The 12,392-nt window shown below is 63.9% G+C and carries 8 protein-coding genes; 1 reads left to right on the top strand and 7 read right to left on the bottom strand.

Annotated features, from left to right (window positions below; genetic code table 11):
* Positions 1 to 3 precede the first annotated feature (3 nt).
* The 7 genes from AUR_RS02945 to ilvD form a co-directional block, all read right to left on the bottom strand.
* Entirely contained in the window at positions 4 to 759 is a 756-nt protein-coding gene (locus AUR_RS02945; protein ID WP_021470919.1) for an ABC transporter ATP-binding protein, read from the bottom strand.
* Complete coding sequence (locus AUR_RS02950) at positions 756 to 3,566, bottom strand: FtsX-like permease family protein (protein WP_062097094.1); 2,811 nt, start codon at positions 3,564 to 3,566, stop codon at positions 756 to 758. Before AUR_RS02950 ends, AUR_RS02945 begins: the two co-directional genes overlap by 4 nt.
* 211 nt (positions 3,567 to 3,777) lie before the next feature.
* The gene (gene serA, locus AUR_RS02955) at positions 3,778 to 5,373 is read right to left on the bottom strand and encodes a phosphoglycerate dehydrogenase (RefSeq protein WP_062097096.1); all 1,596 of its coding nucleotides are present in this window, start codon (positions 5,371 to 5,373) and stop codon (positions 3,778 to 3,780) included.
* Positions 5,374 to 5,621: 248 nt separating this feature from the next.
* Positions 5,622 to 6,680, bottom strand: a complete 1,059-nt coding sequence (gene ilvC, locus AUR_RS02960) for a ketol-acid reductoisomerase (protein WP_255527674.1) — start codon at positions 6,678 to 6,680, stop codon at positions 5,622 to 5,624.
* A gap of 68 nt (positions 6,681 to 6,748) precedes the next feature.
* Positions 6,749 to 7,261 carry an acetolactate synthase small subunit gene (gene ilvN / locus AUR_RS02965; protein ID WP_021470923.1) on the bottom strand — a complete coding sequence of 171 codons (513 nt, stop codon included), beginning with the start codon at positions 7,259 to 7,261 and terminating at the stop codon, positions 6,749 to 6,751.
* A 3-nt stretch (positions 7,262 to 7,264) separates the two neighbouring features.
* Positions 7,265 to 9,166: an acetolactate synthase large subunit gene (locus AUR_RS02970; protein ID WP_021470924.1), complete on the bottom strand. Its 1,902-nt coding sequence runs from the start codon at positions 9,164 to 9,166 to the stop codon at positions 7,265 to 7,267.
* 286 nt (positions 9,167 to 9,452) lie between these two features.
* Positions 9,453 to 11,174: a dihydroxy-acid dehydratase gene (ilvD, locus tag AUR_RS02975; RefSeq protein ID WP_021470925.1), complete on the bottom strand. Its 1,722-nt coding sequence runs from the start codon at positions 11,172 to 11,174 to the stop codon at positions 9,453 to 9,455.
* Between the two features lie 226 nt (positions 11,175 to 11,400).
* On the opposite strand from ilvD, the gene AUR_RS02980 reads away from it, so the two are divergent.
* Positions 11,401 to 12,351: a sunset domain-containing protein gene (locus tag AUR_RS02980; RefSeq protein ID WP_082694399.1), complete on the top strand. Its 951-nt coding sequence runs from the start codon at positions 11,401 to 11,403 to the stop codon at positions 12,349 to 12,351.
* Positions 12,352 to 12,392 lie beyond the last annotated feature (41 nt).

The following is a 12,392-nucleotide window of genomic DNA, read 5'->3' on the forward strand; positions in this document are numbered from 1 at the left end:
AGCTTAGTTAAGCTCGGTCAGCGTATCGCTGAGCCGGACCAGCTCGTGGTCGTGTGACGCCACGAGGACGGCGATGCCGTCACTGGTGGTGTCCTTCAGGATCCCGATGATGCGGTTGGCCGCTGCGCGGTCAAGGCTCGCCGTCGGTTCGTCAACCACCAGGACGCGGGTGCCCAGGATCAGGGCGCGGGCGATCGCGACGCGCTGGCGCTCACCGCCGGACAGCTGGGCGGGACGGTGGCGCATCCGGCGGCCCAGGCCCACCAGGTCCAGGAGGTCCTTGGCCATTTCGGTGCGTTGTTCCACTTCGCCGTCCGGTACGGCGGGAAGCAGCACGTTCTCCAGGGCACTCATGCCCTCGATCAAGGCACCGCCCTGGTCGACATAGCCGATGAGCGCCCTGCGGCGGTCGGCGATCTCGTCGTCGCCCATCGATTCCAGCGACGTGCCTTCCCAGAAAACCTGGCCCGACGTCGGGAGGGTGAGTCCCGCGCTGACGGTCAGGATGCTGGTCTTGCCGGAGCCGCTTCGACCGGCGATGCAGTGCATCTCGCCTGCGTGCAGCGTCAGGTTGAAGTCATCGACGACGTCGACTTCCTCGGCCCCGCCCTTGTCTCCGCCATAGTGGATGGTCACCTTGCGCAGTTCCAGCGGAGTGGCATGGTCCGTGGCCTTGACGATGGTGTTGGCCCGGGTCTGCAGCGACTCTTCCGTGGACTCCGGGGTGGCCGTCAGCTCGGTGTTGAGGTTGTCAGTCATTTGACTACTTTCGTTGCAATCGGAATCCAGCAAATTACGGCCAGCAGGCCGGCCAGCCCGGCCCAGAGGGCCGCATACGGGGCCAGGAGCAGCCCCAGTCCCAGCGCCCCGAGGACACCGAGGGGAAGGGCCACGGTACCTACCAAAGCGTTTTCGAAGAAGCGGACCTGGCCCAGCATGTCCGGGTTCCAGCCCATGGCCCGGAGGGTGCCCAGGTATTCGCGTTTGGCATGGAGTTCGAACCGCCCGGTGACAAGTGTCAGCAGCAGGCCGACCAAGACGCCGAACACAGCCAGGATCACGCTGGGCAGAGCGACACTTGCAGCCGCCAGGCCACTGAGGGCACTGGCACCGGCTGCCCGGGGAATGTCGATCAGCAGGGCGATCAGCGCGCCGACGGCTGCGCCGAACACTCCCACTGCCACTGCCAGCGAGACTGAGTTGAACTTGTTGGTGGTCAACTGCCGGTTGGCGAACGTCAGGGGTGAGTCCACGGTCACGAGGCGGTCGTCGTGCTGCGGCTCCTGGTCAATCACCACGCGGTGACGCAGCTGCTGTGCGGCCAGCAGGGCAGCTGCCGCGTAGATGACCAGCATGGTGGCGGACACAATGACCGTCGCCAGGTTCCAGCTCAGCAAGCTCAGGATGATTCCGGCAGCGGCGAGGGCAGCCGCACCGACGGCGAACTCCTCAAGCACCCAGGACCTGATGCGTTTCTGCGTCCACCCCATGGCGCGCAGGATTCCTGCTTCGCTTCTGCGCTGGCGGATGTAGCTCACGGTCGAGGCGCCGGTCAGGAGCGTGGCTCCAAGCAACGTCAGGAAGAGCAGGGTGATGTTGGTACCGGTCAGGGAACCGGACACAGCGTCGGCGGCATCCTGCCGTACCCACGACTGCTGGACCGTCCCGAGGGCCGATTCCTTGCCCGAGTCGTCCTTGCTGTAGCCGGGGACGAAGATGTTGACGTCCTCGCGGGCGGAACCGGCCACCACGGTTGCCTCCAGGCCGAGGGCGCGGATCTCCGAAGCCAGTTTCTCGACATCCGGCTGAGCCTGCTTCCAGTTTCCCGGGGCATTGGCACGAACACGGATGGCGTCGATGACGTTGGCATTGGAGTCGTAGCCGCGTGCGGCGGCAAGGCCGTAGTAGTCGGTGATCGCGCCGGCCGACTGGCTCACCAGGCCGGTGGCACTCAGTGAAGGCTTGAGCACGGTACCCTCGACGTCTTTTCCGTTCGCGTCCTTGGTGAGGGTCATCGGTGCCGGATCGTAGCCGCCCAGCGGAAGCTTGTTCACGTCGCCGGCTGCTGCCTGGACGTCACCGGGATTGAAGGTGCCGTAGACCATGGGCATCGGAGTAGCCGGCTTCTTGCCGGTCGCCAGGTCTTCGCGGTACGCGCGCTCTTCGACGGGCTTGCGCTGCGTCTGGTCGACCGCTGCCCCGAATGAAGACTTCTCCGGCAGGCGGTTGACCGTCACCCAGTCCCCCGGCGTGGCGGTCTTGTCGGAAGCACCGTTGGCGGCGTCGTCGCCGTCCTTGTACTTCGGTGCAGCAGCGAAAGCGGTGCTCCAGGTGGCCGGGTTGTAGAGGCCCTGGCTGAAGGAAGCGGTGCTGCCAAGCAGTTTGCTGTGATCGGTGGAACCCGGCCATTCCAGGGCGAACGGGGACTTCGATACGAACGGGAGGTAGTCCTTGTCCAGGGAACGGCTCACGGTGCCCACGTCCTTAAGGACCTTGCCGTTGGAGTCGATTTCCTCGATCTTCACCGAGTACTGCAGGTCCAGGGACGTGCCCGAGCGGACAATCAACGGGATCGCCTGTGACTCGTCCGTCAGCAGGCCGTCACGCTTGGCCTGCTGGTACTGGGTCATCAAGGGGGCCCAGTACTTGAGCTTGACGCCCAGGAAGTCCGGGCCTTCCTCCAATTGCTCCATGCTCAAGCCGGTGGTGAAGAGGCTTTCGAAGTGGCGTCCGATTGCGCCCGCGTTGCGGGCATCGGCCGGCGGGGCCTTTTCAAGCGGTGCCAGGAAGTCTCCTGCCGTCCCAAGCAGCGCCCGTTCGGCCGCGGGATCGACGGCGACGACGGACTCCGTCACCTCGGGGGCCAGGGGAAGGGCCACCGAGAGGTTGAACAAGTTGTGCTCCGAGCCGAGCGCGGGGGCCGGGAACTTGATGCCCGTCTCCCCTTCCGGCCCGGCGATGCGGACGTTGGAGCCACCGGTGGTCTTTTCCTCAACCAGGCGGCCCTTGCCCAAGGTGCCTTCCGCGCTGGTCTTGAAGAGTGTCTGCTGGTTGACGCCATCAGAGCTGGTGGCCGTGGCCGTCAAGCGGTACTTCTTCGGGGTGTCCGACAATACCGATTCGGCTTCCGGCCATTTGGCGGAGTCCATCGCCGAGGGATCGCCTGCCGTGATGGCCCCGGCAAGGCCCGAGTTGTAGCCGAGGTAGTCCATGGCATTCAGGCGCGGCGCCTCGAGGTTCTGCGATACGCGGGAAACAAGGCTGATGGGTGCGGCAACTGCCGTGTTGGCCATGTTCCTGATTTTTTCCAGCTGCTCAAAGCTGATGCCACCCTGGCCGTTGGCAATTTCGGGTTGGATCAGGGCGCCGCCCTCGCCGTCCCCCTCCTGGTCCGGCTTTGCCTGGACCAGGATGTCGTAAAGACCCCGCGAGTTCTCATCCACAGTCCTGTTCAGGGCCGCCTGCGACTGGCTCTGGACGACGACGGACAAGCACATGGCGACGATCAAAATGGCCGCGGTCAGCAGCAGCACACGGCTTCTGATGAACCTTTGGACGGCGTTCATTGGGCTCCCTGAGACCTTGATTGCGGGCGCGCACACATGGACCGCGACCCTTCGAAAACAGAAAGGAGCCGCGGGTTTGGTGTGCAAAAAGTAGTGGCCGGCCTGCTGCCGGGTCCGAATTCCGGACCCAGCCATTGTAAGCAGACCGGCCACGCATGCGCGTCAGGGGTGTGTTCCCGGGCACGCCGAATTCATCTGGCTAAGCCCGTGCTTAGTCCTCCAGGTCGACTTCGCGGACCATGTCCGCGCCGATGCCGGCCTTGATGGCTTCCAGTACCTGCTGCGGCACGGAGCTGTCGATGGTCAGCAACGCCAGCACCTGGCCGCCTTCGGTTTGGCGGGCCACCTGCATGCCACCGATGTTGATGTTGTTCATGCCCAGGATGTGGCCGATGGTGCCGATGACGCCGGGACGGTCCGCGTAGGCAACCACCACGAGGTGCTCGCTGATGGGGATTTCGACGTCGTAGCCGTTGACGCCCACCAGTTTCTCGACCTGCTTGGGTCCTGTCAGGGTACCGGCCACGGAAATCTGCGAGCCGTCGCTGAGCGCACCGCGGATGGTCAGGACGTTGCGGTAGTCCTCGGCGTCGGGGGTGGTGATGAGGCGCGTGTTGATACCGCGCTGCTCAGCAATCACCGGCGCGTTGACGTAGGACACCTGCTCCGTGACGACGTCGGCAAAGACGCCCTTCAACGCGGCAAGCTCCAGGACCTTGACGTCCAGGGCGGCGATTTCGCCGGCAACCTCGACGTCGATCTGCGTCAGGGACGCGTGGGTGAGGGCAGTGAAGATGCGGCCGAGCTTCTCGATCAGCGGGATGCCCGGGCGGATGTCGCTGGCAATGACACCGCCGGCGACGTTCACGGCATCCGGAACGAGTTCCCCTGCCAGGGCGAGCCGTACCGACTTCGCTACAGACACGCCGGCCTTCTCCTGGGCCTCGTCCGTGGAAGCACCCAGATGCGGAGTGACCACCACGTTGTCGAATTCGAAGAACGGCAGGTCCGTGCTGGGCTCCTTGACGAACACGTCGACGCCGGCGCCGGCGATCTGGCCTTCCTTCAGCGCGGTGAACAGTGCTTCTTCGTCAACCAGGCCGCCACGGGCAACGTTGATGACGTAGGCCGATTCCTTCATCTTCCGGAACGCGTCGGCGCCCAGCATGCCCACGGTCTCCGGGGTCTTGGGCATGTGGATGGTGATGAAGTCGGCGTTGGCCAGGAGTTCGTCGAGCGTTACCAGCTTGACCCCGAGCTGCGCTGCGCGGGCCGAAGTGATGTAGGGATCGTACGCGAGGATCTCGGTGTCGAATCCCTGGAGGCGGGCAGCAACCAAAGCGCCGATGCGGCCGAGGCCGATGATGCCGATCTTCTTCTCGAACAGTTCGATGCCGGTGTACTTGGAGCGCTTCCACTCACCGTTCTTCAGGGCGCTGCTGGCCTGCGGAATGTGGCGGGCGAGGCTCAGGATGTGGCCCACCGTAAGTTCCGCCGCAGAGACGATGTTGGAGGTGGGGGCGTTGACCACCATGACGCCTGCCTGGGTAGCAGACTTGATGTCTACGTTGTCCAGTCCTACGCCGGCGCGCGCGATCACTTTGAGGTTCTTCGCTGCGGCGATCGCTTCGGCGTCCACCTGGGTGGCCGAACGCACCAGGATGGCATCGACGTCGGCAATGGCGGACAGCAGCTGGGAGCGGTCGGCACCGTCTGTCTGGCGGATCTCGAAATCCGGGCCCAGTGCCTCGATCGTGGCGGGCGAAAGTTCCTCGGCGAGGAGGACGACGGGTTTGGTGGCTGACACGGGTGGCACCTTACTTTGGACAACTTGGGAACAGTACTGGACAAGGAGCGGATGCGGGGCCCGGGCACTACTCCGGACAGGCCCAGAATATCGAATCGGAACGGCTAATCCGGCGCCCGCTCAGGGATGTTACGGGCCGGACACGCCGGTTGTGAAGAAGTTCACAGTCCTCGGAACGGGATCGAAGGACGCGTAAAACGGGCAATGCCCGCCCGGCTGTGGTGCCGGACGGGCATTGCTGCAAAGGATCAGCGTGCTGCGGAACCTTCGACGTAGTCCTCGTCCTGCTGCTGCCAGGAGAAGAGTGAACGGAGCTCGCGGCCGACTTCCTCGATCGGGTGCTGCTCTGCCTTGGCGCGCAGTTCCTTGAATTCGACGGCACCGTTGTCCTGGTCGTCGATGAAGCGCTTGGCGAAGGCACCGGACTGGATGTCAGCCAGCACAGCCTTCATGTTTTCCTTCACCTCGGGGGTGATGACGCGCGGGCCGGAGACGTAGTCGCCGTACTCAGCGGTGTCGGAAACGCTCCAGCGCTGCTTGGCGATGCCGCCTTCCCACATGAGGTCCACAATGAGCTTGAGCTCGTGCAGGACCTCGAAGTAGGCGATCTGCGGCTGGTAGCCGGCTTCGGTCAGGGTCTCGAAGCCGTACTGGACGAGCTGGGAAACGCCGCCGCAGAGTACGGACTGCTCACCGAACAGGTCGGTTTCGGTCTCTTCGGTGAAGGTCGTCTTGATGACACCGGCGCGGGTACCGCCAATGGCCTTGGCGTAGGACTTGGCCAGTTCCCAAGCGGAACCGGAAGCGTCCTGCTCCACGGCGATGATGTCCGGGATGCCACGGCCGGCTTCGAATTCGCGGCGGACCGTGTGGCCCGGTGCCTTCGGAGCGATGAGGATGACGTCAACGCCTGCGGGGGGCTCGATGTAGCCGAAGCGGATGTTGAAGCCGTGGGCGAAGGCGAGGGCCTTGCCTTCGGTCAGCTTGTCCTTGATGGAGTCGTTGTAGATCGAGCGCTGGTGCTGGTCCGGCGCGAGGATCATGATGACGTCTGCCCATTCGGCGGCGTCGGCAACGTTCTTGACGGTGAAGCCCGCGTCCTGCGCCTTGGCGGTCGACTTGGAGCCTTCCTTAAGCGCGATGACAACCTCGACGCCGGAATCGCGCAGGTTAAGCGCGTGGGCGTGGCCCTGCGAGCCATAACCGACGATTGCGACCTTGCGACCCTGGATGATCGACAGGTCTGCGTCGTCGTCGTAGAACATTTCAGTCACTTGCGTAACTCCTCTTGAGTGGTTTCTAGATATTGAAGGTGGTGCTGCGGTACTGGGCGCAACGCAGGGCAGGGCATGCAAGAGCAGTCCCTGCCTGTGCTTTAGGCGGAGCGAAGCGCCCTGTCACTCATGGAGCGGGATCCCCGTCCAACGGCCAAGGTGCCGGACTGCACAATTTCACGGATGCCGAACGGCTCGAGCACTGAGAGCAGCGCAGCGAGCTTCTCCGGGGTACCGGTTGCCTCGATCACCAACGAGTCTGTAGACACGTCGACGACGGCGGCACGGAACAGGTCTGCAGCCTGGGTAACCTGCAGACGTGTCGCGGCATCCGCACGTACCTTGACCAGGATGTGGTCGCGCTGTACGGAAGATTCGGAAGTCAGTTCAACAATCTTGATCACGTTGACCAACTTGTTGAGCTGCTTGGTGACCTGCTCGATCAGGTCGCCGTCGGCGTCGACGACGACCGTCATGCGGGACATGCCCGGGACCTCAGTCGGCCCCACGGCGAGGGAGTTGATGTTGAAGGCACGCCGGGCGAAGAGGCTGGCCACGCGGGTCAGCACGCCGGGCTTGTCTTCTACCAGAACGGACAGTGTGTGACGGGTCATGGCCTAGTCTTCCTCTTCCCATTCCGGGGTCATGTTGCGGGCAACCTGGATCTGGTCATTGCTGACGCCGGCGGGCACCATGGGCCACACCATTGAGTTGGGGCTGACGACAAAGTCGATCACCACCGGGCGGTCATTGATTTCCAAGGCCTTCTGGATGGTGGCGTCGATGTCTTCGTCGCGTTCACACCGCAGGGCGGCACAACCGTAGGCGTCAGCGAGTTTGACGAAGTCCGGGATCCGGATGGTGTCGTGGCCGGTGTTCAGGTCCGTGTTGGAGTAGCGGCCTTCGTAGAACAGCGTCTGCCACTGGCGCACCATGCCCAGCGACGAGTTGTTGATAATGGCCACCTTGATGGGGATGTTGTTGATGGCGCAGGTAGCCAGTTCCTGGTTGGTCATCTGGAAGCAGCCGTCGCCGTCGATCGCCCAGACAACCCGGTCCGGTTCACCGACTTTGGCGCCCATGGCGGCGGGAACGGAGTAGCCCATGGTTCCTGCGCCGCCCGAGTTCAACCAGGCGTGGGGACGTTCGTACTTGATGAACTGGGCAGCCCACATCTGGTGCTGGCCAACGCCCGCAACGTAGATTCCCTCAGGACCGGTGAGTTCTCCGATGCGCTTGATGACCCGCTGCGGAGCCGTGAGTCCATCTTCCGGCTCGGTCCACCCCAGGGGGTAGGTGTCGCGCAGGTTGTTCAGGAAGGCCCACCAGGAGCCCAGGTCCGGAGTACCGACTTGTTCAAACCGGGCCTTTACGGCTTCGGTCAGTTCGGGGATGATCTCCTTCACCGAGCCGACAATCGGCACGTCCGCCGTGCGGTTCTTGGAGATCTCCGCGGGATCGATGTCCGCGTGGATCACCTTGGCGGTTGGCGCGAAGGTCTTCAGTACACCGGTCACGCGGTCATCGAACCGCGCACCGAGCGTGATGAGCAGGTCAGCCTGCTGCAGTGCGGTGACTGCCGAGACGGCACCGTGCATGCCGGGCATGCCAACGTGCTGCGGGTGCGAATCGGGGAAGGCTCCGCGGGCCATGAGCGTCGTGACCACGGGCGCGCCGGTGGCCAGTGCCAGTTCCATGAGTTCGGCGGATGCGTGGCCCTTGACCACGCCGCCGCCGACGTACAGAACGGGCTTGCTGGAGGCCGCGATCAGCTTGGCGGCTTCGCGGACCTGCTTGTTGTGGCCGCGGACAACCGGACGGTAGCCGGGAAGATCGATCTTGGGCGGCCATGAGAACGTCATCTGGCCAACCTGGGCATCCTTGGCGATGTCCACCAGGACCGGGCCGGGGCGGCCGGTCGAGGCAAGGTGGAAGGCTTCAGCCATGACGTGCGGGATGTCATTGGGATCCGTCACCAGGAAGGAGTGCTTGGTGATGGGCATGGTGATGCCTACGATGTCGGCTTCCTGGAAGGCGTCGGTGCCGATGACTCCACTGGAGACCTGGCCGGTGATGGCCACCATCGGCACGGAGTCCATGTGGGCATCCATGATGGCGGTAACGAGGTTGGTGGCACCGGGGCCCGAGGTGGCGATGCACACGCCAACCCGTCCGGTAACCATGGCGTAGCCTTGCGCGGCGTGGCCGGCTCCCTGTTCGTGACGGACCAGGACGTGATTCATGCTGGAGGCCATCAAGGGGTCGTAGGTGGGCAGGATCGCGCCACCGGGCAAACCGAAAATATCGTCCACGCCGAGTTCTTCGAGCGAGCGGACAATTGCTTGCGAGCCGGTCATCACCGTTGGGGGTACAACGTTGTTCGGCCCAAGTACAGGAGAGAGAGGTGCAGCAGCGTCGACGACGGTGTCAGCCGTTCGGTCGATCTTTTCCGGAGCCTTGGTGGCTCCAGCGGACTTTGCAGCCATCAGCGAGGGGCTGATCGGCGATCCTTTGCTCATCGGACTCTTCCTTAGTGGATCTTCATTGGTGGGTCTTGCAAATAAAAAAACCCCTCAGCCTTACGGCTCTTCGAGGGGTTTGCGCGTGACAGTTCGTTACCAGTCGGGCTATGCCACGCGCTTGGTAAGGACGACGACGCCAACGGTAACGAATGAAATCATGCGTTCAGTGTTCCCTCTAAACGAGATACGTGTCAATCAAGCAACATCGTATCTCAATATCTGGACAACAATGTCCATCTGCCGGACTCCACCCTCGTAGGGGACGCGGAGCCCGGCAGGAAACTCAGCCGCAATAAGCCCCGGTGGAGGCGCTGTGGACGAGCTTGGCGTACTTGGCAAGAACGCCTTTGGTGAACTTGGCAGGCAGCGGCTCCCAGCCCACTTTGCGGGCTTCGAGTTCAGCGTCATCAACCAGGAGGTCGAAAGAACGCGCAGCGATGTCCACACGGATCCGGTCCCCGTCCTTGACGAAGGCGATAGGACCGCCGTCGACGGCTTCCGGCGCGACGTGGCCGATGCACAAGCCGGTGGTCCCGCCGGAGAAGCGGCCGTCAGTGAGGAGCAGGACGTCCTTGCCGAGCCCGGCACCCTTGATCGCGCCGGTAATGGCCAACATTTCCCGCATGCCGGGGCCGCCCTTGGGACCTTCGTAGCGGATCACCACGACGTCGCCCTTCTGGATGCGGCCATTGTCCAAGGCATCCAAGGCGCCCTGCTCGCGCTCGAACACCCGGGCGGTGCCCTCGAAAACGTCGGCGTCGAAGCCTGCGCTCTTGACCACTGCACCCTCGGGAGCCAGCGAGCCGTGCAGGATGGTGATGCCGCCCGTCTTGTGGATCGGATTGTCCAGCGCCCGCAGGATCTTGCCGTCCAGGTCCGGCGGGTTGATCGCAGCCAGGTTTTCGGCAAGCGTTTTGCCGGTCACGGTGAGGCAATCGCCGTGCAGCAGTCCGGCGTCGAGCAGAGCGCGCATGATGACCGGAACCCCGCCGATCTTGTCGACGTCGGTCATCACATACCGGCCGAACGGCTTCAGGTCGCCAAGGTGCGGTATGCGGTCACCGATCCGGTTGAAGTCATCAAGCGTCAAGTCCACGTTGGCCTCGCGGGCAATGGCCAGCAAGTGAAGCACAGCGTTGGTGGAACCGCCGAAGGCCATGGTCACCGCAATGGCATTTTCGAAGGCCTTCTTGGTCATGATGTCCCGCGCCGTGATGCCCAGCCGCAGGAGGTTGACCACCGCCTCGCCGGACTTCCGGGCAAAATCATCCCGACGGCGGTCTGCCGAAGGCGGAGCTGCGGAACCCGGAAGCGACATTCCCAGGGCTTCGCCAATGCACGCCATGGTGTTTGCCGTGTACATGCCGCCGCAGGCACCTTCGCCCGGACAGATGGCTTTTTCGATGCGGTCCAGGTCCTCACGGCTCATCTTGCCGGCGGCGCAGGCTCCGACTGCCTCGAAGGCGTCGATGAGGGTTACTTCCTTCTCCGAACCGTCCTCGAGCTTTACCCACCCCGGCATGATGGAACCGGCGTAAAGGAACACGCTGGCCAGGTCCAGGCGGGCGGCTGCCATGAGCATGCCGGGCAGAGACTTGTCGCAACCGGCAAGGAGCACGGAACCGTCGATCCGCTCGGCCTGCATCACCGTCTCGACGGAATCGGCAATGACTTCCCGCGATACCAGGGAAAAGTGCATGCCCTCATGCCCCATGGAAATACCGTCGGAGACGGAAATCGTGCCGAATTGCATGGGAAATCCCCCGCCGGCGTGGACGCCTTCCTTGGCGCCCTGGGCCAGGCGGTTAAGGGAAAGATTGCAGGGTGTGATTTCGTTCCAGGAACTCGCGACGCCGATTTGCGGCTTTGCGAAATCGTCATCGCCCATGCCCACGGCGCGGAACATTCCGCGTGCGGGAGCGGCGTGAATGCCGTCCGTGACAACCCGGCTACGGGGTTTGATGTCAGGCGTATTCTCTGTGGAAGTCCGGGTGTCCTCGCTCATGCCCCACAGTCTATGTGGCAGCCTTGCCCGCAGTCCCTTGCCCGTCCCGGAAAAATCAAAAAAACCATAAAAGACACAAAGTCCGGATAACACCGGAAATACCCATGGTTTCCTTTCGTCGCCCGCAGCCCGGTCCGGATGCTGGACAGCCCCTGAGCAGGCACGTAACGTCGGAAACACGGCTCATTGGAAAGACTTCAAACCCCCAAAGCGGAAGGGCGTCACCATGGATTGGTTGATTTGGGTCATTGTTATTGTGCTGGTGATTGCGGTTGCCTGGTGGCTTATCAGCCGCAACAACACACGCAAACCGGCGGCCGCTCCGCCTGCCGCCACGGAGCCGGGCAATACTTCCGCCGTTCCGGAGACCGCTGCCGCGGCAGCGGGAGTAGCCGGTCTCGCAGGAGTTACCACCGCGGGCAGGGAGCCCGCCGCAGACGGCCGTCCCGGAGCGCCGGAGCCCGCCGCCGTCCAAGAACAAGATCCGGACCTCGCCTCCAACGCCGCCACGGCCGGGACTGCCCCTTCCGCAGCACCGCACGGGCATGGCAGGCACTCATCAACGGACGGCGAACCTGCTCCTGCTGCCGGTACGGACGGAGCGGGTAGCGACGCTGAACCTGCCGGCGCCGGCACTGAGCGCACTGGAACCACCGAAGCGACCGTCGGGAACGAACCCGTCATCGAGGCTCCCGTCCTGGATGAGCCGGTGGTGGACGAGCCCGTAGTGGACACGAACGCACGGGTGGGAGGCACCGGGGAAGTGACAGCAGACGACGTCACCCGCGCCGACTCAACCGGCCAGGACGCGGCGGATAAGAACGAGTGGGAATCCTCGTGGACCGATTCCTCGGGAAAACCGGTCCACCACCACGAGTACACCGACCCCCACTCCCCCACGCTTCCCGGCGCTGAAACTGCTGCCGCCGAAACAGTGGAGGCCGAGGCGCCGTCCGGACACTTGGCGGCCGATCACCCCTACGGCGCTGGTTCCGCCGGCGCGGCAGCTGATGGCAGTGCCCCGGACGGATACCCGGTCAAGGGGGAAGCTGCCACCATGACCTACTACGACGACGACTCCGCGGATTACGCCGACGCCCCTGCGGACGTCTGGTTCGAGTCAGCCGCCCACGCTGAGGCGGCAGGCTTCCGTCCGCCACGACGCAGCCGCCGCTGAGCCGGATCTGCTGCCGAACCGCCGTCGTTTGCTGTTCTCCC

This window comes from Paenarthrobacter ureafaciens, assembly GCF_004028095.1.
GTDB lineage: Bacteria > Actinomycetota > Actinomycetes > Actinomycetales > Micrococcaceae > Arthrobacter > Arthrobacter ureafaciens.

Coding starts and splice junctions, on each gene's coding strand:
- AUR_RS02970 (WP_021470924.1), bottom strand. CDS start 9,166: ATGAGCAAAGGATCGCCGATCAGCCCCTCGCTGATGGCTGCAAAGTCC.
- ilvN (WP_021470923.1), bottom strand. CDS start 7,261: ATGACCCGTCACACACTGTCCGTTCTGGTAGAAGACAAGCCCGGCGTG.
- AUR_RS02950 (WP_062097094.1), bottom strand. CDS start 3,566: ATGAACGCCGTCCAAAGGTTCATCAGAAGCCGTGTGCTGCTGCTGACC.
- AUR_RS02945 (WP_021470919.1), bottom strand. CDS start 759: ATGACTGACAACCTCAACACCGAGCTGACGGCCACCCCGGAGTCCACG.
- ilvD (WP_021470925.1), bottom strand. CDS start 11,174: ATGAGCGAGGACACCCGGACTTCCACAGAGAATACGCCTGACATCAAA.
- AUR_RS02980 (WP_082694399.1), top strand. CDS start 11,401: ATGGATTGGTTGATTTGGGTCATTGTTATTGTGCTGGTGATTGCGGTT.